This window comes from Methanobacterium spitsbergense (genome assembly GCF_019931065.1).
In the GTDB taxonomy this organism is placed as follows: Archaea; Methanobacteriota; Methanobacteria; order Methanobacteriales; family Methanobacteriaceae; genus Methanobacterium_B; species Methanobacterium_B spitsbergense.
The window spans coordinates 1-23409 of sequence record NZ_JAIOUQ010000012.1 but is presented as its reverse complement, the minus strand read 5'-3'; the positions used below and the strand labels follow the sequence as shown (position 1 = coordinate 23409).

Sequence of the window (23409 nt, the reverse complement as noted above, 5' to 3'; positions counted from 1 at the left end):
GCTCAGAACTTCTACTACTCAAACAACAGACTACCCACCTACGTGAGTTACGGTACCAGCAAGATAAACATAACAGAATTCCAGAAGATTATAGCAACACAGGGATTAAAAATAGACATTAAAACAGCAAATTCCTTTGTAAAAGTTGAACCAGATAGAAGTTCTGTGGCTGCACTTGCAAAATCACTAATAGTGGGTTCTACATCCACATATAATAGTGGAGTAAGTATTTTTAATTGGGTTAGAGACAACATTAGCTATTCCTTCTACTATAACACTAAGTATGGTGCTGAGGGCACATTAAGAAACATGACAGGAAATTGTTGTGATACAGCAAACATTCTCGTTGCTCTTGCAAGGAATGCTGGAATAACAGCTAGGTACGTCCATGGAACATGCCAGTTTTCAAGCGGAACTTGGTATGGCCATGTATGGGCTCAGTTATATTTGAATGGTAAGTGGGTTACTGCCGATGGAACCAGTTATAGAAATTCACTTGGAGTTGTTAAAAACTGGGACACTTCAAACTATAAATTAAACGGTATATACACTACACTACCATTTTAGATGAAATCAAAAAAATTACATCATTTCTTTCTTTTTTTTAAAATACTGTCTAAAAATTGGAGTATTGTCTCAACTATCTACATCTTAAATAATAAAGGGTTTATTTTGTTTTAATTAAGAAATAACTCGAATTATGGGTTTTATTTTAATTTAAAGTCCATTATACTGGTTTTTTTTATGATGTATGTATAATTAGTATTTGTAAACGGATTAAATAAATGTGATTAAAGGATATACTGTTTCAAATGACCCCATTTGTTAAAAATACCAACTGAACAAGCTTATCCATAATTTGTTAGTTAAATAAGAATTTAGAAGGTCTTAAATTAAAAAAATAGCCCTAAAATAGCCTTTTTTTGGAAAAAAAACCAAAACATATATAAGTGATCATCAAGTGATTCAATTTTAGGTTGGATTAATGTTCAAATATTTAGTTATTTGGATGTTTATCAAACGTGGAGGCGGTAAAATTAAGCGAAAATTGTTATTATCAGTGCTATTATTATTTGGAATGGCACTACTTTTGAATGTAAATGCTGTAGCAGCAACTAATGGAACAACAGACAATACAATACCTGAGGTAACATCTATTGACCCGGTTGACAAGGCTGTTGTTACAAATGATAAAATTATTGGTGTTCAATTCAGTGAACCTGTTAAATATGGAAACCAATGGATAGAACTTAAAAATAGTTATGGGCAGATTAAACCCATTATGAAAACTATCAGTGGTAATACATTAACTATTACACCGAAAGCACCATTAGCCGAAGGACTTACATATAATCTAATACTGCACACAGGCAGTGTTAAAGATTTATCCGGAAATAGTTTATCACTTTATAAATCCAGTTTAACTGTATCTAGATTGTCATTGGCTCAAATGAAGGATGGTATTTCCCGAGCTCAGAACTTCTACTACTCAAACAACAGACTACCCACCTACGTGAGTTACGATACCAGCAAGATAAACATAACAGAATTCCAAAAGATCATAGCAACACAGGGATTAAAGATCAATACTTCAACGCAATCAACTCCTAAAACAATAAGAGTGTTAATATATAATGGAAAAGGTGCAATAACAAGCTGTGTGACGGGTATGAAAAATGCTTTAAATTCTGCTAACATTAACAACCTTGCTCATGGATATAAGTTCACCTATGCATCGTCTGGAATAATTACTCCATCTGTTTTAACCAAATATGATCTTCTGGTAATGCCTGGCGGTTCAAGTGGTAGGATTTATATCAACAGTATCAGTTCTTCTGCGATAAAAAATTTTGTTTACAGCGGCCATGGATATCTTGGAATTTGTGCCGGGGCATATTCGGGTTCCCAGTATGTTGGTGGTAGTGGCATTAGCTACAATGGATGGGGAATTACACCTCATGTCAGCTCAAAAGTATTCAATCACGAAGGAAATCTTCTTGTTTCAATGACCAGTAGTGCCACTCAACTTTTAGGTTCCAGTGGTACATTAACCCTGGCCCACTACAATGGACCTGCGATGTATGGTAGTGGTTTTACAAGATTTGCAAACTATGCAAGTGGTACAAACACAGGTTATGCAGCCATAGTTGGTGACACTTACGGTAGTGGAAGATCTGTTTTAAGCGGACCACACCCAGAATTAACCCCAGAAAATCCTACTTTAGTGGCTAAACTTATATTATGGGCTGTTAATGTTGAGAACACACCAACCAATACCATTACACCGAGTCAGATTGGTACGGCTGCTAAAACAGTCAGAGCATATTATGAAAATAATGATAAGCTGCCAATGTACGTTACCATTTCTGGTCAGCAGATAACAATGCCTGGCTTTTTATACCTTTTAACATCTTCGGTTATAAATGTTAACAGCGGCAGTTCTGCTGCAATAGCATTGAAAACAGTTGGTGCACCCACAGCACCGAAAGGAACATTTAGCCACGGTAACCTACTGAAAACAGAGTACATTAAAATCGCGGAAAACATCAGATCATACATAAACACATATAAAAGAGCACCCAACTTTATTGCTACTTCTCTGGGTAACATACGCTATGATTCGGTTATCTACATGTACTCCAAATTAATGAATTTCTACAGTACAAATCAAAGATTACCTAACTACGTGGCAATTTAATTAGGGGTTAAATTATTTTCCTTTTTTTTTATTTACTACTGGAAATACAATTATTCTTGAGGTTTGCATGTTTCACTAAAATTTAGATCTTCACATATTGCTTTACACATGGCACAGTAAAGTCATGGAAACTATTTAGGTTCAAAGAGAGGTATTGCTTCTATTTTTTGAATCTTTTCAGTTTTGTTCTTAGCATAAGTATTTCTAAGTTTGAACTTTACATTTTACAAACAAATACACTTTAACATGTTATCCAAGTTGTAATCATCTTTTGCCATAGTATTGCTCCTTCAAATTCTGTAATTTGCTTCTTATAGAATTAATCAATAAAAAAACTATACGAAATAATGAAAAAAAGTCAGTATCCTATTTAGACTGGATAAAAACTTCTTCAATACTGAAGAAAGCTATCAATAAAACAGCATATAATTAAACTAATTCTAATTTAATTGACCCTTCCTGTATTCATGTGTGAACTCCTTGTCATAGAGTTTGGATGGTGTGATCCCCTCTGTATCAAGTACATCACCCACAACAATCATGGCAGTTTTAGTAATTCCTGCTTCATGCACTTTATTAGATATGTTATTTAATGTTCCCTTAACAATTTTTTCATCAGGCCATGATGCTTTTTGAACAACTGCAGCGGGTGTTTCTGGTTTGTAATGTGTTAAAAGATCATTTACCACATCTTCAATCATCTGCACTCCTAAAAAGATACACATAGTAGCTTGATGTTTAGCAAGTTTCGAAATAGCCTCAGCAGATGGTTTGGGAGTTCTACCTTCGGGTCTTGTTATTATAACTGTTTGAGACACTTCAGGTAGTGTTAGTTCAGTTTCAAGAGCTGCTGCAGCAGCAAAAAATGAACTTACTCCGGGAATAATTTCAAATGATATCTTCTTCTCTTTCAAACCTTCTATTTGTTCACCTATAGCACCATAAATGGCTGGATCTCCTGTATGGACACGAGCAACTAATTTACCATTTTTAACACTTTTCTCCATTAGATCCAATATCTCATCCAGGTTCATTGATGCACTGTTTTTTATGATACTATCATTTTTTGCACAGTTTAAAACATCTCTGTTAACAAGGGATCCCGCGTATATAATAACATCAGCTTTTTTAATTACATTATAAGCTTTTAATGTAAGGAGTTCAGGGTCACCAGGACCTCCTCCAATGAAAATTACCTTTCCATCCATTTTTTAATCACCATTTTTTTTATAATCACTAGCTGTAAAAGTTTCTATAAATCTATCTTTTCTTCAATTATTTCAATTGCACCATAAGGACATTCTCTGATACATATTTCACAACAACCACACGATGCAGAGTTAATAACAGCTTTACCATTATCATTCACAGTAATGGTATTGCCTCCAATTTTAACATTAGGACAAATATCAATACAGAGATGTTCGCAATCTTCACCACCCCTACATGATGACTCATCAACAACAGCTGATCTGGTTGCAAATCCCAAACTTTCCTTAACAGCTTCCTTGATTTTATAGCCTGCAAGATGTAATATTGTATCACCTACAATAGAATCTGTGGCCATGGAAGCTATACATGGGTAGTTATGGATTTTGTTTCCAGATTCTAATTCTGCATCTTCCAATGGGATACCTTCAAGCTTTTCAGCCACATACCATGTAGAACCGCATGGAGCTCCTCTAATAACATTTATTTTTTTTACAAACCTTTCTCCATCAATTTCAATTTCAGGTTTTCCAAAATACTTTGCAAATTCATCTATTATTTTGTCACCAACTGGTTGAAGGGAACATAAAGGTTTGGCAAAAACTATCTTTAATCCATTTGAAGAGGCCTCTATCTCTCTTTGAAGTCCAATGGGTAATTGGGCAGGATCATGTATCTCTACTATAGCAGATTTAGCCCCGGTTTTAGAGGCTATTTCTGTTAATATCATATTTATATCCCCCTTAAGTCCTAATGAGAGTATAAGATCGCATTCTGGTAGATCTTTAGGTATGTAATTATTAAAATCATCAATAAATTCTGGAAGATCTTCTGAAAATTCATGTAAACCTACTATGGATGATGCAAATCCTCTGTTTGCAATGTTGTTAATTATTCTGGAACCATAATCACCAGAACTCAGTATAAATATTTTTATATTCATTTTTAAGCCTTTTAAATTATTTGGATAATAATCCATTACTTTTATTAATAGATTTAATATTACTGATTGATTTTCACCATAAAAAAAAGTAGTGGTTTATAAAATATATATTCAAATATTATTTTTATAATATAATTTAGTCAAATATCTCAATAATTCCTATCTCTGATAGGTTGCCATATTAAAAAATAAAAAAAAATTAGAGAAAATAAGTTTTTGCGTTTTTCCTATTTTCTGTTTTATTTTTTCCTTGTTGGTAGTATTATTCCAACCATTGCCATGAGTACCGCTAAGATCAATGGCAATATAGGTGCTCCTGTATTTTGCATACCTATGGTGTTATTTTCCGGGTTGACATGAGGATTTGTTTTCTTTTGAACATTGACAGTTACTCCAGATACAATAACAGGTTGATCAGAATAGGTGCTGCTGACTAATGTAGAGGATACTATACAGGTTCCAACCTTTAGAGCTTTCAGATTTAATTTTAATATCGGATCTCCAACAGGCACATCTCCTATAATCCAGGTCAATATTCTGGTTGCGGCGTCATAAGTTGGTTGAGCACTATCTGGAGAGAATGCACTTACAAATTCTAAACCATTAGGTATGACAAAGGTCATAACCACATTATTTGCCTCATCAGGTCCTTTGTTACCCACTTTGTATGTAATAGTAAAGATTTTTCCTACTGTTGTGTTGACAAAGGATGGAATGACTTTTACATAAAGTTGGCATTTTTTGATATAGATACTGGACATTGTTGAAACGGAATAATCCATTTGATCATTACTGGCCTGTGCCGTGTTCACCAAGGATTGTCCACCTGAGGCTGTAATTGTAGCAGTGACGGTAGCCATGAAATGAGCACTACTTGCAAGGTTACCTACAGTCCAAGTAATGGTTCTTGTAACAAGATCCCACATTCCACCATTTGTGGAATTTACATAGATCATTCCATATGGTAATGTGTCTGTTACGGTTACATTAGTGGCTGTATCAGGGCCATTGTTTGTTACATTTATATTGTAGACAACTGAGTCTCCAACATTGTATTTTGCTTTATCTGATATTTTACTGATGGATAATACGGCTTTGTTCACGTTTATATCTGCAGGATTTGATATTACCGGAGTTGTTACTTGATCGCTGTATGCCGATGCTGTGTTTGTGATGGTTTGTCCTTGTGTTCCAGTATTCACAGTTGCTGTGAATGATGGAAGGAAATGTTGTCCACTAGCTAAACTTGCTAGGTTCCAGGTTATTGTTTGTGTTAATGTGTTGTAGATTCCACCTAGTGTAGAGCTGACATATGTTAATCCAGATTGTAAAGTATCGGTTACAACTACATTTGTAGCTGTGTCCGGGCCGTTATTTTTTACGTCGATGTTGTAAATAGCTGAATTTCCAACATTATAACTTTCTTTATCAGCAGTTTTAATGATGGATAGTACGGCGTTGTTTATATATATTGTAGCGGTTTGTGGTGTTATTGGTGTTGGGTTGTAGGTTGTTTGTGTTTCAGTTGCTGTATTGGTTTTGGTTGTACCTGCATCATCAGATGTCATAACTCTATTAAATGTTAAAGTTGCAGATGCTCCATTAGCAAGTAATGGAATAGTCCATACATTACCAACATAAGTTCCAATTGAATAACTACCTAAAACGAAACCAGAAGGCACTGGATCGGTTACTTGAATATTTTCAGCATCGTTAGGTCCATTGTTGTATATATTAATGGTGAATATACCTGTCTGACCAACGTTTAATGGTCCATTGCCAGTTTTTGTCATAGTAACATGTGCTACTGGGTTTATGATTAGATTTGATGTTTGTGGTGTTATTGGTGTTGGGTTGAAGGTTGTTTGTGTTTCTGTTGCGGTGTTGGGTATTGTTCCTACATCGCCTGGTGCCATTGGGTTTTTAGTAATGGTTAATGTTGCTGATGCACCATTTGCTAATGTTCCTATGGTCCATATTCCTGTTCCAGGGTCATATGTTCCGATTGAGGGGGTGTATGTAAATCCTGTTATAAATGGGTCAGTGACTGTTACGTCTGTAGCATCATTGGGACCGTTATTACTTATTGTTACTGTAAATGTACCGGTTTGTCCAACATATACAGGACCATTATTTGTTTTTGTCATGGTCACATGTGCTTTAGGATTAATTAAAATTCCAGTAGTAACTGATTGATGATCAACTGTTGCCATAACAGTTTGTGTATGTGGTGCATTTGGATCGTTGGCTGTGAAAAGTATAGTGGCTATACCTTCAGTTGTAGTTCGTGTTAATGGTAGTGTAAGGCTTCCATAAGGTCCATCAGTCAAGCTGATATTTACTGTAGTCCCATCTGGAACAGTTCCGGGTGCTATGTTATTATTGTTGTCTGTTGTAAGGTAAGCTGTGACAGTTGAAGTATCTCCGTTGTATATGGGAGTATTTGCCATAATTCTAAGGTATAAATATGGATTCCATGTAACACGTTGGCTACTGAAACTTAAACGTTGTTCGAATATGTCACGAGGGTGTGAAGGATCAAGGAGTTGGCGTATATAATTGGGAGCATTGGTTCCCCACCAATTGTGGATTGCGTTTACATAGACTCCGTTCATTACATGTAATCCCCATTCTCCATTATCCACTATGCTGTTGTAATGGATCTGAAGTGGGTTACTTGAACTTCCTGTAAATAGATCTGCATGGATTCCGTCTTCTGCATTGTTTCTGATGTTGTTACCAGTAATTACTGGATTACCACCATCAATATGGATACCATCTCCGCTACGAGTAGCGTGGCCGTTGTTGTGGATGTTATTGTTTGAAATAGCAGCATTTCCACTAAGGATGTAGATACCTCTCCAATAGTTGCTGTAGATGTTGTTACCTATGATATTAGGGTTTCCACTATTAACACATATTCCAGTACCATCTCCATTATTGTTGCTGTAGATTTGGTTGTTTGCTATGTTAACTGTGCCTGAACCTGTAGTATATATACCTGAACCGGCACCTGCCCGGTTGTTATATATTGAACAGTAATTCACATTCAGGTTACCATTGTTATGATTATAGATAGCTCCACCATCTATTATTGCCTGATTGTCTTTCACGATACAGTTGTTAACAGTAAGTGTTCCACCATCATTTTCTAATGCTCCACCACTAAGGATATAGAACATGTTTTGGAATATGATATTGTTGAAAGTGGCTGTAATGCCGCTATGAACTATAAAACCCCATCTACTACCGCTACCGTCAATAGTAGCTGTACCTCCATCTAAAACATCAAAGTTCAAGTTTTTTGTTAGACTAATTTGAGTATTACCTGATCCACTAAATGTCACTCCATTTTCCAGCATTATAGTATCGCCCGGAAGTGCATTATTTATCGCGTTTTGTATTGTTCCCCAGTTATATCCTGCAGGTTGTCCTCCTCGAGATACAGGAACTCCATTGTTCCATATTTGAGGATCTTTTACATTTTTATTTGCTGATTTTGTTGAGTTTGATAGATCTTTATTGCTTTTGTTTTGATAAGTTGAAGTTTCTGTATGTATAGCATGATTTACACTTATTGAAGTTTGGTTATCTGATGGGTTATCTGCTGCAGAAACAGCACCCATAGCCACCACTAATAATATAAGTGTAAATACAAGCGTAAAAATAAGTTTTTGGCTTTTTATTGTATGTTTTTTTTGCACGTTTTCACCTCCAATTATATTAATAAAAATTTAAAATAAAACAACGAAAAGGGGTAAATAAAATTTCACTTTTTTCATAAAGTTGTTTATATTATAATATTGACTTCAGAATTTAATAAATTTATTGAATTCAATGTGATAAAATTCACAAATATTTATATTAAATTTAAAGTAAATTAATTAAAAGCTGTTTATTAACCTTAAATTCTTTATATAGATTACCTAACAATTTTCTAATTGTTATAAAATTAATAATGAACTATTTATAAAATTAAGATTTATAATTTGGTTTAATACTAATTATAAGATTTATAATATTTGTGAAAGCAAAAAAAATTTATATTATTATTTATAATTATAATCAAGATATAAATTATTCATAAATAAGTTATAAGAAGATTAATGTATGTGAATAAGTATCAATATATTTTAGAAATTTAAGATTTTTCATGCATATTCAAGATACATAAAAATTTAAATTTGTCAATTTAAAAAATAAAATATTCATTTAAATACCTTTATGTGGAGTTGGCTTTTGTATTTAATTTAATGAATTGGTTTAAAATAGAGTATGATGTTATTAATAAGAAAATCATAATTTAATTATCCAATACTCTTTCAATCATCCTGCTAATTGAATGGAGTATTATTCCAGTAAATGCTATAAATGTTCCAGCTATTGTTAACAATGCAGCTAATGTTGTTGGTGCAAGACTACTGCTTCTATGATCGAGATAAGATCCAAAGAATATTAAACCGGATATTAAACCTATAGCTATCATAATAACTCCGGGTAATGTGAAATAATAAAGGGGTCTATTGAATTCTATATCCTGGAGAACTTTGACCAATACACCAATACCGTGGCTTAAAGGATTCATTTTAGAACCATCAACATCGTACCGTACTCCTATTGGAACTTCTACGATTTTAAATCCCGCATTTGAAGCTTCTATGATCATTTCACTTTCAATACCATAACCTGTTTCTCTGAATTTAAATGCAGGAATTGTATAAGATGCAAATGCCCTGAGCCCACTTTGACTATCTGTTATTTTGGTTTTTGCATTGAAGTTTGTTGCTTTATCTAAAACAGTTTGACCAACTCTTCTATATGATGGGGTATTTTTATCATTGCCATCAATATATCTACTTCCATTAACAATATCAGCTTCCCCATCTATTATGGGTTTTACAAGTTTCGGTATATCTGATGATCTATGTTGACCATCAGCATCCAATGTCACAATTATTTGTGCACCTTTTGAAACTTCAAAACCTGTTTTAAGGGCTTTTCCTTTACCCATATTGGTTTTATGTCTTATAATTTCCGCACCAGCAAGAACAGCTATTTCTACTGTTTTGTCAGTACTTCCATCATCCACAACAATTACTCTGTTGACATACATTTTGGTTTTTAAAACCACACTTCCAATTGTTACTTGTTCGTTGTAAGCAGGTATTATGGCTGTGATACGTTCTGAAAATTCTCTTTTTTTACTGTCAGATTGATGTTTGTAAATTGCCATCTGGATATTGGCATTGATTTCGATTATTTTTAAGGGTTTTAAAATAAAACCATAGGGATTAGTTAATTTAACTTTTTCTAATATCTCTTCATCCCAATAATCTGTCATATAGATAATAGGGATATTACGATATGAATGAATTTTTTTTACAGCTTCTATTCCACTCATTTTTCCTGTTAGCTGTAAATCTATGAGAATAATTTCGGGATTATTTTCAATTGCAATTTTTACTGCTTCTTTACCGGTTGTAGCTGTTAATATTTTGTAACCGAATTTTTCAAGTTTTTCTTTAATTTTAATTGTATCTAATCTTTTCTCATCTACAACTAAAATTTTATTCTTGTACATTAATTATTCTCCTTTTAAAGAATGATTTATAAAGTTTAACAAATTTATAAATGAATTAATCCCAAATTTTCCTGTAATCTAAATATAATAATATTAATTGATTTTTGTTCATATATAACAGTTATTTTAATGTTTTGAAATTTATTTATTTAAGTAATTTAGCTGATCATTTATAATATCTTTTATGGAGTAATCTGTTTTAGCACCAATTTTTTGAATCTTTCGTGTATCAGCAAGCATTATTGGAACTTCTGCTGGTCTGAATCTTTCTGGATTAAATTCTACAGCAATTTTTCCATGGTCTGTTAATACATTAATTCCTTTATCTTTAATTGAGTATTCTAGATCCTCTTCAAGCATCTTTCGATCAACAAGGGTTTTATCGAATTTAACACCAAAGATGGGATTAGTATCTATTTCTGTGGGGTTTGATACTTTTTTTTCACCTTTGAATGTTTCTATCATATTAATATTATAACCTGCTTGTTCTAAACTGAGTAGTATGTAACTCAATACAGAATTTGTTCTCATTGATCCTTGATTATAAACATCTCCAGATTTACCATTTAAAGCTAGTTTCATATAACCCATAATAATGTCTTTTACATGTGACCAGTCTTTGAATGAGTTTAGATTTCCTATTTTTATGCGATTTATTTGTCCAGATTTAAGTTTTGCAACTTGATCTGTGATTACAGATGTTACAAACATTAGTCCTCTTCCAGCACCTTCATGGTTAAACGCCCTTGAAACAATCGTGTTCAATCCAAATGAATTAAAATAATTTCTCATTAAAAAATCACCATAAACCTTTGAAGTTGCATATGGAGACATGGGTCTTAGTGGATTGGTTTCTTTTATGGGTAGTTCTGGAATTTCTTCAGGTTTTGGGAAAATATTCTTATATTGTGCTTTAAGATGATCATACTGCTCTTTAGATGTTATTATCATACCATATTCTTCACTTGAACCTGCAAAAATTATTTTGGGATTATATTCTTTAATTCTGATTGCATCTAAAAGATTTGCAGTTCCTATACCATTTATCATTTGTGTTGCTAAAGGATTCTTGAATGAAGCAGGTACAAATGATTGTGCAGCCAAATGAAAAACATAATCTGGCTCTGATTCATCTAATGCATTAGCAAGGGAAGTTATATCGGTTAAATCACCTTCAATAATTTTAAGGTCCTTTTCTAAACCATGATCTGTTAAATTTTTAGAATACAAATCTCCTGTTCCTCTCTGTATCAATCCATAAACATCAGATCCATTTTTTAGAAGTTCTTCAGCCAGATATGACCCAACAAAACCATCAGCACCTGTGATTAAAATATTTTTATCATTCCAACTCATTTTTATAATCTCCCATTTCCTATATCTTTATTTTATTTCTGTAATTAGACACTTATGAAGTGAACTCAACAAAACTGTATATTAAAAGAGTAACAAGTAATTTTATTGGATAAATTTATATCTACCAATAATGTAATTAAATTAAATGTTAGTTTCTTCGCAATTTATTTAATATACTCTTCAAGGTTATAAACATGGTTCGGAAGAATGCACAAGAATTTTTAGATAGAGGATCAAAGTTTCATGAACATGGTGCTTTTGAAGAGGCTTTAAAGTATTATAATAAGGCATTGGATTATCTTAAAAATGAAGATGATAAAAAAACTGAAGCAGATACACTTCTGGAAATTGGCAATATCTACGTTGAAAGTGAAGACTACAAAAATGGACAGGATTACTACGAAAAATCTTTGAAAGCATATGAACAAGCTGAAGATAATACTGGTGAAGGATATGCTCTAACTGGAATTGGATTAATACAGGAAAAGTTAGGAAAATTTGTTGAAGCAAGAGGATATTATTTAGATGCTATCAACAAATTTGATAATAAAAAGGATCAAGAAAGAAAAGCAGTTGTTCAATCACTTGTAGGTGGAACCTATGAATCGCAGGATGCATGGGAAGATGCGATAATTGAATATGAAAGTTCAGCTTCAATTTTTGAAAAGATGGGTGAACGCGTTAGGGAAAAAGGTATCAACAAATTGATCCAGGAAGTTTCTAGTAAACGTTCTAAAGTTAAATCAACAAGAAACGAGAAAATACTTGCTGTTACATATTTGGTTGGATTAATCCTTGCAGAGTTATGTGTGACTTTTTTGAATAAGGAACTTGGACTTGTTTTAGAAACTGTTATACTTTTTGCACTTCTGATAAATTCATCATTTAATGTTTCGCATAATTACTCCATTCTACTTAGATCCATGATGGTATTGCCAATGATAAGGATTATTGGTCTTTCTATACCATTACTGCAAGTGCCTACATTATATTGGTTCCCAGTTATTGCAGCACCGTTATTTGCTGCTACATATACTATTATGAGGAGTCAAGGACTTACAAGAAAACATATAGGGTTAATTTGGGGTAATAAAAAGATACAACTATTAATTGCTTTAACCGGTATATTATTGGGTACAATTGAATATTTGATACTTCAACCCAAACCATTAATTGCAACTTTAAATCCTGTTAATTTGATTATTGCCTCGGTCATATTGATCATTTCAACAGGATTAGCAGAGGAACTTTTATTCAGAGGGATTATTCAAAAAAATGCTGAAAATGTTTTTGGTACATTATTAGGGCTTTTATATACTGCTTTATTATTTACAGCTCTCCACATCGGATGGGATTCTTTTTATGATCTTATATTTGTGTTCGCTGTAGCACTGTTCTATGGTTATGCCTTCCAAAAAACAAGAAGTATAATTGGAATCACTCTCTCACACGGACTATCTAATACATTCCTCTTTTTAATAATACCCTTCTATGCACCACTGCTCTTTCAGTTATTCTAATTTATACAATCAAATAATACCAAAAAACCCTGATAGATCCTTTTTCTCTTCTTCTGGATCATTATTAAAAATCGTTTATACCACTAATTTTACTCGCATCGTTTATTCAACAAACTATTGAACATAATTCCATCTTGTCTCAGCTGAAAATTCCATTTAACATGTTCTTTAGGTTATTTGTTGATCATCACTCATAGAAAAAGGTGGTTCACGTAGTTCTTTTTGAGGAATTTATGGGTTTGCTGTTGATAGGGTTAAACGGCCCTTGATGATATGATAAATGAGTTACTTATTTATTCCTAAGTAACTCGTAAAAGTAGAGAATTTAGCTCTGTTAAACTTGAGGAAGTATTAGAAGAAACATTAACTAATTTAAAGGTTGCAATAGATGAAAATAATGCTGTTATCACTCAGGATCCTTTTCCTATTATCTATGGGGAATGACAAGTCCATGATTCAGTTATTTCAGAATCTAATTGGAAATGCTATTAAATATCGAAGAAACTTCAAAGATATACATATCTGTTGAAAAAGAAGAAGCACAATATCTTTTCTCTATAAAAGATAATGGAATTGGGATAGATTCAAAACCCTAATTAAATAAATGCATCTATGAGTAAACATATCCCATTTATTGTAAAGACATATATTAATATGTTTTAGTCTAGTAATCATCAGATAAACACTCTAAAATTAATAAAAAAACTCTTTATTTATCTCAAACTTAAATTATCTACCTCTAAATCAATGAAAATATTGTATGTAAAAGAAGATTCTCTCCATTGGAGTAAACTCTCTAAAGATAATATTCTTACACTTTTTTGTTTAATATTTTTATGAATAGTTTAGGTTTATGTCTACAAAATAAATAAACTTTAGGAGTGTAAGAGTAGAATTCTTAAAACATATTTATACAATTCAGATTTATGAATAGAGATATTATATTATGAATTGACTGTTCTCTTACTGAAATGGATATTATACTAATAATTCCTTGTACAGTATGCCGGCAAAATACTATTTCAAAGTCAATAGTTTAGATTTTTTGGGCTATCCCTTCATACTTAGAGAATACCATCAGAAAACAAGCTGTATTTTTAGAACTTAATCCTAAATATCCGATTATTTACATTTAAAAAAAATAGAAAAAATATGTGAGGATTTTTTTAATCCTCTAATTTTCGCTTAATTTATTTTATGTTGTGGTTGTTGTGAATTTTGTTGTGTATGGTGTTGTTAGTCCTGCTCCGCCTGTGCTTGTAACGCTGTTTGAATGTAGTATGACTGTGTAGGTTGTTCCTCTTGCAAATGCTGCGTTGGCTGTTATATTCAGTGTGTTACCGTTTATACTGGTTGTGTATGGTTTTATTTGTCCGTATTGATTTTTGAGTTCTATCCATGAGTTAGTTCCGAGTTGGATGGCTTTGCTGAAGTTGATTTGTATCACCTTATTTACAGCCACATTAACTTCGTTGTTCATTGGACTTGTGCTTGTTACGACTGGTGGTAAGGTTGTTGTGAATATGGTTGTGTACGGTGTGTTTAAACCATTTCCTTGCATGTCTGTTATGCTGTTGGAGTGTAGGATGACTGTGTATTTAGTTCCTGCATTTAAGAGTGAGTTAGGTGTTATTGATAGTACATTTCCTATTATGTTTGTTGTGTATGGTACTATTGTTCCACTGTTGCTTGTTTTGAGTTCGATCCATGGATTGGTTCCGAGTTGTATGGCTTTATCAAAGGTTATCTGTATCACCTTATTTAATGCGACGTTAAATGCATTGTAAAGTGGACTTGTACTGGTAACAACTGGTGCAGCTTCTGTTGTGAATCGTGTTGTATAAGGGGCTGCTAATCCAATTCCACCCATATCTGTTATACTGTTAGAATGTAGGATAACAGAGTATTGTGTTCCTAGTGCTAGTAGTGAGGTGGGTGTTATTGATAATACATTGTCTAATATGTTTGTTGTGAATGTTTTGGTGTTTCCTGTTCCTGTTTCATAGAGTTCTATCCAAGGGTTCATTCCGAGTTGTATGTTTTTGTCAAAGACTATCTCTATAACCTTATTCAAAGCTACATTAACTGCATTATTAACCGGATCTGTACTGGTAACAACTGGAGGTGCAACTGAGTTAATTGTAACATATGTATTTACAGTTTCTGCATCAACAGTTAATGTTATTGTAGATATTCCCGGATTTAAACCTGCTGTAAAGATGGATGATGCTTCACCATTAATCATAGTACCTGTTAATGGGTTAACTGTGCCTAATACATCGCTTGCAAAGTTCACAACAATTCCATCAGGAACATGACCACCTGCAGGGTCGTGGTAGTAGAAATCAGGATTGGTTGGATCTTGTAAAATCCAATTATCATAAAGTAAATTTGCAGTTACAGTAGAAGTTGTTCCGGCATCAATTGTAGTTGGATTTGAATTGGATAGTAAGACAAGCCAATTATATGCAGTTACTCCTGTTAATTTTGCTGAAGGGTCACTGTTTGAACCCCACCAGTTAAGACTAACATCTCCACCATAATCACTACTAATTAAATTACCTGTTCCTATGACGCGGTTGAACTGGAAATTCGATATTGTACCAAAATTACTCCAGATTATACTTGCTACTGATCCTGTATTACTTGTGAAATCACTACCTGTTACACTTAAACTGGTCAAACCAATACCAATTGCCCCATGACTTGCAGAGTTGTTGGTGAAGTTGCAGTTGCTAATTGTAAAAGTTGCAGGAGCACTGCCTGTTCCGAAACCGTAAATTGCAGCTCCAGAATAAGATGCTATATTATTTTTGAAGATACAGTTATCAATTAAAATATTACCGCAAGTATTAGAGATTGCTCCACCATTAAATGCACTCCCGTTACGGAATTGCATATTGGCGAATGAGTAACTGTAAGTCACCCCTTGCGCACCTAAGGAGAATAACCCTCCAAGTTTATTTCCGTCTATTACGGTTTGATATTTGTTTTCTCCAATGAAATTAATATTTTTGTTAAAATTAGCTATATTGTTTTCATTGTAGATACCAGATGCGATATGCACTGTTCCATCACTTATTACGGCGTTTGTCGCGTTCTTAATGCTTTTTTTCGGCCCTACTATTCCACTTACAAATACCGGAGATTCTCCATTGTAGTTGTCGTTTCCCGAGCTAGAATTCACATAGAGTTGTGCTGGGTCTGCAGATACTGCTTGAATACTGAATGAAAACAGTATTGCAAGACCCATTAGCAATAGGGGAAGTGTAACCTTTAACTTCCTATTTTCTAATATCAAATTTATTCACCCTCCATCTTTTAATCACTAAAATCCTTGTATTAAATTTGTATTATCATCGTTTTATATTTATTGTTCTCTATGGCATCCTAAATCATTGTATTACATTATGTCTATAATGATTAACACGAATAGTAATAGGTTTAATAAATGGTATTATCATGCGCATTATCTTAAATTCCTAGAGTATTTACATCTATTAAGCAATGGTAGCTGTCCATCATTAAAAAAAATAGGGACTTATCAGCCCCCTCCTACAAATGCAAATATAAATAGAGTTATAGCAAAACCGATTGCTAAGGCAAGCCATGGATTCATCAATTTATCACCCTCTTTGTAGTAAAAAAAATAAGTTAGGGAAATAATGAATTTATGTCTTTTATAATGGATTCAACACATGATATTAACTTAGAACCTTCCTATTTAAGCTCTTCTCCAGAGCCACTATAATAGAAGTAAAAAAAAGCGCTAATAATCATATTTGAAAAGAACTAGTAGGTCAAATGTTTGATTATGCTGCAAACGCCGTGCTTTATATTAATATGGAGGAAATAATTTCCAGAGTTGATGAGGAAGATTTAAACGATTTTTTAGGTAAAGATCCAGAATTAAGTATTGATCCGAACAAATTGGGAAAAAGTTAAAACAAATCTTCGAGCTGGCAAAATACGAATGGTATTTGTTGTTGATTTGATTCCAAACGAGCTTAAAACTATTGTTGAATTCTTGAATGAACAGATGGATCCTGCAGATGTATTGGCTGTGGAAATTAATCAATATATTGGGTAAATAATTGTCAGGAATTGAAAACACTTGTACCAGGGGTAATTGGTCAAACCACGGAAGCTCAAATGAGAAAATCAGTTAATAATAGAAAGATAATATCTGATAATGAATTTTTAGAATCTTTAGATGAACCAAATAAGTTTCTTTATCGATTTAATAAATTTTCAGATAAAAATAGTTTAAAGATAAATTGGGGACAAGTTAGTTTTTCAATGAACATAAACTTGGATGGAGAGCTAGTAAGCATATTTGAGGGTTATTCTCCAGTAAGCAGATACGACAATAGTATACATATTAAATATTATAGTATATTAAGTAAAGTAGAAGATGGAAAATCTGTAATAGAGCTATATTCAAGTTTAAAAACATTTACTAAAGAAGGTAAAAATGGTTTAATTTGACGTATTACAGATGAAAATATAGAACATTTAGAAGAATTCAAAACTGTTTTATCAGATGTTATTAAAAAAATAAAAGACAATGGATTGAAATTATAATGTAAACTCCAATTTTGGGATATATTTAATCTTATATAAACGTATATATATAAATAAGCCCATATATATTATTAAATTCAAAGATGAGTTTAAATACGTATACATATAGCCATACACACATACACATATATAGATAGCATGTGAATCGTAAACTAATGGTCTTGGGTTTAATTCCTGCCTTTTAATTGTATTTATTTATGAATTAAGGCATGTATTGATGAATAAATCTATAAATAAGCCCATATATTAAGATATTAGTTTTGATGCATTATACAGAGAATACATCCATTTTCGCAATTTGAGACCTGAAACAATACGGAGCTATACCATAAAGCTAAGTATCTATTCCAATATAACTGGAATGACATTAACAACTAATTGAGGAAGCGGAAGCTGATGAAGACATAGGCATCAGGAAAAGATTAAGAAGAATCAAAGTACATCTCATAGATCTACAGAAGCATCTAATTAGCCATAATTATAGTCCACAAAAAATAGAAGACATTATTACAACCATCAGAGGATTCTATGCTTATTATGAAATAGATCTACCCAAACGCACATATCATGCATTTATACCAGACCTTAAAAAAGAAGCCATACCCACAAAAGAAGATGTTAAAAAAGCATTGAGTTATTGTAACACTAAATATCAAGCAATTATTCTTTTAATGTCCAGTAGCGGCATTAGTCTTGGTGATGTATTAAAACTTAAGGTTTCAGACTTCTTAAATGCAATAAACATCCCACAAGAGTATCATCAAATCAACAAATTAAATAACATGGCAATTAAAGATTTTTGCAAGGATATGGTCCCAATGTGGCATATTCAACGTATTAAGAGTGGTACATCTCATGTAACATTCAACACTCCTGAAACTACTAGAAAAATTTTAGTTTATTTAATGAACATCCTCCTAAAAATGTGAATGATAAACTTTTTAGGGGCAAGACAGGTAAAGGATTAAGGAGTGATGTTTTTCAATGGTTCTTAAGGAAACTCAATATAGAATGTGAATGGGGTTTTATAGGAAGACAAATCTTCTTTCATAGCAATATTCTTAGGAAAATCTTCGATAATAATTTGGAAGAATCAGGAATGCCACATCATTACATACGCCAGCTCATGGGACACCGAAAGGATCCACTACAAGGAACTATTTTTCTACTCCAAGCGAAAAACTACGAGAAGAATACAATAAATTCATACACAATCTTAATTTTGTTGAATAAATTAAACTTTAAAGAGATATAATATGTCAGAGTGGACAATATCTTAAAAATATTTTTTTCAAACATTATATGAAATTGATTTATTCTTGAAAATCAAATATTTTAAGGAAATCTAAAGCAAAGTATGCAGGCAAAATAGTATTTCAAAGTTAATTGTTTAGTTTTTTTGGTCTATCCTTCATATTTAGAGAATACTATCAGAAAACAGGTTTATTTTTTTTAGAACTTGATCTAAATATCCATTATTTACATAAAAAAAATATGTGAGGATTTTTAATCCTCTATTTCACTTAATTTATTTTATGTTGTGGTTGTTGTGAATTTTGTTGTGTATGGTGTTGTTAGTCCTGCTCCGCCTGTGCTTGTAACGCTGTTTGAATGTAGTATGACTGTGTAGGTTGTTCCTCTTGCAAATGCTGCGTTGGCTGTTATATTCAGTGTGTTACCGTTTATACTGGTTGTGTATGGTTTTATTTGTCCGTATTGATTTTTGAGTTCTATCCATGAGTTAGTTCCGAGTTGGATGGCTTTGCTGAAGTTGATTTGTATCACCTTATTTACAGCCACATTAACTTCGTTGTTCATTGGACTTGTGCTTGTTACGACTGGTGGTAAGGTTGTTGTGAATATGGTTGTGTACGGTGTGTTTAAACCATTTCCTTGCATGTCTGTTATGCTGTTGGAGTGTAGGATGACTGTGTATTTAGTTCCTGCATTTAAGAGTGAGTTAGGTGTTATTGATAGTACATTTCCTATTATGTTTGTTGTGTATGGTACTATTGTTCCACTGTTGCTTGTTTTGAGTTCGATCCATGGATTGGTTCCGAGTTGTATGGCTTTATCGAAGGTTATCTGTATAACCTTATTCAATGCGACATTAAATGCATTGTACACTGGACTTGTACTGGTAACAACTGGTGCAGCCTCTGTAGTGAATCTTGTTGTATAAGGAGCTGCTAATCCAATTCCTGCCATATCTGTGATGCTGTTGGAGTGTAGGATAACAGAGTATTGTGTTCCTAGTGCTAGTAGTGAGGATGGTGTTATGGATAATATATTGTCTAATATGTTTGTTGTGAATGTTTTTGTGTTTCCTGTTACTGTTTCATAGAGTTCTATCCAAGGGTTCATTCCGATTTGTATGTTTTTGTCGAAGGTTATCTCTATAACCTTATTCAATGCGACATTAACTGCATTGTTAACCGGATCTGTACTGGTAACAACTGGAGGTGCAGCTGAGTTAATTGTAACATCTGTATTTACAGTTTCTGCATCAACAGTAGATGTTACTGCAGATATTCCAGGATTTAAACCTGCTGTAAAGATGGTTGACGCTTCACCATTAATCATAGTACCTGTTAATGGGTTAACTGTGCCTAATGCATCGCTTGCGAAATTCACAACAATTCCATCAGGAACATGACCACCTGCAGGGTCTTGGTAAACACCATCTTGATCATGTAAAAGATCAGCTGTGATATTTGAGGTTTCACCAGTATTAATGGTGTTCGGATCCGATGTAGTAGTTAGAACTAACCACTTAGAAACAGTTGTCCCTACGACTCTTTCTGCTGTAACTGGATTGGATCCAACATAATTAGTCCCCCACCAATTATAATCAACATCACAAGAACCTCCACTAGAATATATATCATATGGAGTGTTTCCTATAATTCGACAGAAACTCACATTCAAAGTAGCACCAGCATCATTGTAGATAGCACCAGCATCATAAGTTGCGGTGTTACTGATGAAAGTACTGTTGTTTATCAATGTATCACCAGAATCGTACTTAGCGTAGATAGCACCACCATAAGATGCAAAGTTACTGGTGAAAGTACTGTTGTTTACAGTCAAAGTAGCACCATCATTGTAGATAGCACCACCACCAGAATTTGCGGTGTTACTGGTGAAAGTACTGCCATTAACAGTCACAGTACCAACATAATTGTAGATAGCACCACCACCAACAGTTGCTGTGTTACTGGTGAAAGTACTGTTGTTTACTGTTATATTACCAAAAGTATTGCAGATAGCACCACCACCAGAATTTGAGGTGTTACTGGTGAAAGTACTGTTGTTTACAATCACAGTACCATCATTATTGTAGATAGCACCACCAACACCATCACCCGTGTTACTGATGAAAGTACTGCCATTAACAGTCACAGTACCCTGATTATTGAAGATAGCACCACAATAATATTGTGCGGTGTTACTGGTGAATGTGCTGTTATTAACTGTCAAAATACCATTATTGTTGATAGCACCTCCATACATTTGTGCCCAGTTACTTGTGACTGTACAATTTGTAACACTCACATTTCCCAGATAATAACTATAGATGGCACCACCATAATCTGCGGTGTTACTGGTGAGATTACTGTCTGTTATAGTCAAAGTACCATCATTATTGTAGATAGCACCACCCATAAATGCGGTGTTACTGGTGAGATTACTGTCTGTTATAGTCACAGTACCACTACTCCAGATAGCAGCACCACTATGACCTGCGGTGTTATTTATGAGATTACTGTCTGTTACAGTCAAAATACCCTCATTGTAGATAGCACCACCCTGATGTGAATATGCGTTGGTTAGTGTTAGGCTGTTGATTGTAACATATATTCCATTTTGGATATGGAATATCTGGTAGTTACCTGTTCCGTTTATTATAGTGCCTTCTCTACTTTGACCATTAATCGTCATGTTCTTAGTAATGGAAATTCCATCGTAGTCACTTCCAGTGTATTGTCCATCAGCAATGTTTACCATTCCATTTTCGTTTACTGTTCCTGTTGCGTTTTTTATTGAATATTTCGGGCCGATTATACCTGATTGATATGTTGCAGATTCACCATTCCAATCATCATTTCCCAGTGTACTATTTCCATTAACATAAATAGTGTCTCCTGGAACAGCTGAAACATTACCCATACCCAAAGCAAAAATAATCCCTAATAATGTTATTACAATTGCAAAAACCATTAAATTATCATAATTCTTTATATCATTTATTGAAAATTTATTTATTCTATAAATCTTTCCACCCCCTCCCAAAAAAAGTTTTTTTTAACAAAAAAAATTATTTACCCTCCTTTGATATTATTTACAATATGGACTATTAATATATTGTTTAATAACAACCAAAATAGAAAGACTTTTAAATAAAAAACAAGGATTATGTGACCTTTTTCACATAATTGAATACATATAAAATAAAATTCATAAAATTTATTTTGCCATGGTTTACTTGAACGAAATAACATTTTTTTGAGAAATAAAAATGTATATAATGAAATACACACCTATCAAATGTTCTATAAGTTTGTTGCGATAAATTATTTCGGAATTTATTTATGATATCTATTATTTAAAAACTAACATTTTTTTTTGTTAAATAACATATTTAATTCGTTAATTCATTACATCTCCGACAGATATAAATAATTATAAAATAGTATATTTCCAATTCATGTTATCTAATACTGGTCTAAACGGGACAGAAAATTGAAAATAGATGTTAGGCGTTTCCTAATTTAAGGAGTTTATTTTGATTATTAGAATTTCTTTTTTTAAATTTAAGATTGAAGTAGAGATTGCAGAGAGAAATGCCCAGAAATAATTGTAGAATCCAAAGGATTCTAAAATTATCTGGTTGTTTCTGGATTTAATGTGTTGCTTGATAAAATATAGCGTTTACAATGCTGGTTATATCTCCAGAGTAGATATATTCGTATCCGTTATTTACTAAGTACTCGTCAGGATGTGCTAAACCTGTAAAGGACACTGGTGAAAAGTTATCATCATGAGCCCTCTCCAAAAATGCCAATCCAGTTATAACTTTAGCTGGTGGCCAAAAGACGGTGAATACTTCTCTTGTACCTCTGATAGACTTGTACCATGATGTACCCATTTCATACAATGTTCCTGCACATGCACCCCCATATATGTCGATTACCAAGGCATTGTTAGGAACACTACTAGATTGAAGAACGGATATATGTGTGTTCGGGCCTAAACCCATATTATATGCGTTTATTTCAAGTGCTCTTAAACCATTAACTATGTTGTTTATCCGGTCATTGTCGGTTGTTGAGTTGATAATATTGTCACTGGTGATGTAGACAGGTTTACCTATAAGAGAACTCAATCCTTCGCTTCTTAAATTAATTTCTAATCCCTGAAGTGCAATCATCCTCTGAAATGTGTCTATGTTTATCTTGCTGCTACCGTAACTCACGTAGGTGGGTAGTCTGTTGTTTGAGTAGTAGAAGTTCTGAGC

The 23409-nt window shown here is 33.1% G+C and carries 15 protein-coding genes and 1 pseudogene; 8 read left to right on the top strand and 8 right to left on the bottom strand.

Features of this window, described 5'->3' with window-relative positions; genetic code table 11:
- Together K8N75_RS10200 and K8N75_RS10195 are read left to right on the top strand one after the other, a co-directional pair.
- Positions 1 to 567: transglutaminase-like domain-containing protein (locus K8N75_RS10200; protein WP_223791951.1), on the top strand; the 567-nt coding region annotated here is incomplete at its 5' end.
- A gap of 418 nt (positions 568 to 985) precedes the next feature.
- Positions 986 to 2698 carry a pseudomurein-binding repeat-containing protein gene (locus tag K8N75_RS10195; RefSeq protein WP_223791950.1) on the top strand — a complete coding sequence of 571 codons (1713 nt, stop codon included), beginning with the start codon at positions 986 to 988 and terminating at the stop codon, positions 2696 to 2698.
- A gap of 440 nt (positions 2699 to 3138) precedes the next feature.
- On the opposite strand, the gene cobM is transcribed toward K8N75_RS10195, so the two are convergent.
- The 5 genes from cobM to K8N75_RS10170 form a co-directional block, all read right to left on the bottom strand.
- Complete coding sequence (gene cobM, locus K8N75_RS10190) at positions 3139 to 3906, bottom strand: precorrin-4 C(11)-methyltransferase (RefSeq protein WP_223791949.1); 768 nt, start codon at positions 3904 to 3906, stop codon at positions 3139 to 3141.
- A 44-nt stretch (positions 3907 to 3950) separates the two neighbouring features.
- A complete protein-coding gene (locus K8N75_RS10185) occupies positions 3951 to 4850 on the bottom strand; it encodes a DUF166 domain-containing protein (RefSeq protein WP_223791948.1) in 900 nt (299 codons plus the stop codon).
- A gap of 239 nt (positions 4851 to 5089) precedes the next feature.
- The gene (locus K8N75_RS10180; protein ID WP_223791947.1) at positions 5090 to 8554 is read right to left on the bottom strand and encodes a right-handed parallel beta-helix repeat-containing protein; all 3465 of its coding nucleotides are present in this window, start codon (positions 8552 to 8554) and stop codon (positions 5090 to 5092) included.
- A 599-nt stretch (positions 8555 to 9153) separates the two neighbouring features.
- Positions 9154 to 10431: a glycosyltransferase gene (locus K8N75_RS10175; protein ID WP_223791946.1), complete on the bottom strand. Its 1278-nt coding sequence runs from the start codon at positions 10429 to 10431 to the stop codon at positions 9154 to 9156.
- A gap of 141 nt (positions 10432 to 10572) precedes the next feature.
- Positions 10573 to 11787 (bottom strand): GDP-mannose 4,6-dehydratase, encoded by a 1215-nt coding sequence (locus K8N75_RS10170; RefSeq protein WP_223791945.1) that lies wholly within the window; start codon positions 11785 to 11787, stop codon positions 10573 to 10575.
- Between the two features lie 194 nt (positions 11788 to 11981).
- Between K8N75_RS10170 and K8N75_RS10165 the strand changes: the two genes are divergently transcribed.
- Both K8N75_RS10165 and K8N75_RS10160 read left to right on the top strand, forming a co-directional pair.
- Positions 11982 to 13307 carry a CPBP family glutamic-type intramembrane protease gene (locus K8N75_RS10165; protein ID WP_223791944.1) on the top strand — a complete coding sequence of 442 codons (1326 nt, stop codon included), beginning with the start codon at positions 11982 to 11984 and terminating at the stop codon, positions 13305 to 13307.
- Between the two features lie 476 nt (positions 13308 to 13783).
- Positions 13784 to 13903, top strand: coding sequence for an ATP-binding protein (locus K8N75_RS10160; RefSeq protein ID WP_223791943.1), 120 nt, complete (start codon positions 13784 to 13786; stop codon positions 13901 to 13903).
- A 599-nt stretch (positions 13904 to 14502) separates the two neighbouring features.
- Here the strand turns inward: K8N75_RS10160 and K8N75_RS10155 are convergent.
- Entirely contained in the window at positions 14503 to 16608 is a 2106-nt protein-coding gene (locus K8N75_RS10155) for an Ig-like domain-containing domain (RefSeq protein ID WP_223791942.1), read from the bottom strand.
- 503 nt (positions 16609 to 17111) lie between these two features.
- Between K8N75_RS10155 and K8N75_RS10150 the strand changes: the two genes are divergently transcribed.
- The 4 genes from K8N75_RS10150 to K8N75_RS10135 all read left to right on the top strand — a co-directional run bounded on the left by K8N75_RS10150 (position 17112) and on the right by K8N75_RS10135 (position 19146).
- Positions 17112 to 17252 carry a hypothetical protein gene (locus K8N75_RS10150; protein ID WP_223791941.1) on the top strand — a complete coding sequence of 47 codons (141 nt, stop codon included), beginning with the start codon at positions 17112 to 17114 and terminating at the stop codon, positions 17250 to 17252.
- 159 nt (positions 17253 to 17411) lie between these two features.
- Positions 17412 to 17795, top strand: coding sequence for a hypothetical protein (locus K8N75_RS10145; protein WP_223791940.1), 384 nt, complete (start codon positions 17412 to 17414; stop codon positions 17793 to 17795).
- A 725-nt stretch (positions 17796 to 18520) separates the two neighbouring features.
- Positions 18521 to 18820: a hypothetical protein gene (locus tag K8N75_RS10140; protein WP_223791939.1), complete on the top strand. Its 300-nt coding sequence runs from the start codon at positions 18521 to 18523 to the stop codon at positions 18818 to 18820.
- Entirely contained in the window at positions 18817 to 19146 is a 330-nt protein-coding gene (locus K8N75_RS10135; RefSeq protein WP_223791938.1) for a site-specific integrase, read from the top strand. Before K8N75_RS10140 ends, K8N75_RS10135 begins: the two co-directional genes overlap by 4 nt.
- A 278-nt stretch (positions 19147 to 19424) precedes the next feature.
- Here the strand turns inward: K8N75_RS10135 and K8N75_RS10130 are convergent, their stop codons facing one another.
- Complete coding sequence (locus K8N75_RS10130; RefSeq protein WP_223791937.1) at positions 19425 to 22112, bottom strand: Ig-like domain-containing domain; 2688 nt, start codon at positions 22110 to 22112, stop codon at positions 19425 to 19427.
- Between the two features lie 682 nt (positions 22113 to 22794).
- Positions 22795 to 23409 (bottom strand): annotated as a pseudogene (locus tag K8N75_RS10125) (hypothetical protein); the annotation flags it as partial.

Bases quoted from the DNA above. Each gene is read 5' to 3' on its own strand.
- K8N75_RS10195 (WP_223791950.1), top strand. From the start codon at position 986: ATGTTCAAATATTTAGTTATTTGGATGTTTATCAAACGTGGAGGCGGT.
- cobM (WP_223791949.1), bottom strand. From the start codon at position 3,906: ATGGATGGAAAGGTAATTTTCATTGGAGGAGGTCCTGGTGACCCTGAA.
- K8N75_RS10185 (WP_223791948.1), bottom strand. From the start codon at position 4,850: ATGAATATAAAAATATTTATACTGAGTTCTGGTGATTATGGTTCCAGA.
- K8N75_RS10175 (WP_223791946.1), bottom strand. From the start codon at position 10,431: ATGTACAAGAATAAAATTTTAGTTGTAGATGAGAAAAGATTAGATACA.
- K8N75_RS10170 (WP_223791945.1), bottom strand. From the start codon at position 11,787: ATGAGTTGGAATGATAAAAATATTTTAATCACAGGTGCTGATGGTTTT.
- K8N75_RS10165 (WP_223791944.1), top strand. From the start codon at position 11,982: ATGGTTCGGAAGAATGCACAAGAATTTTTAGATAGAGGATCAAAGTTT.
- K8N75_RS10150 (WP_223791941.1), top strand. From the start codon at position 17,112: ATGTTTGATTATGCTGCAAACGCCGTGCTTTATATTAATATGGAGGAA.
- K8N75_RS10130 (WP_223791937.1), bottom strand. From the start codon at position 22,112: ATGGTTTTTGCAATTGTAATAACATTATTAGGGATTATTTTTGCTTTG.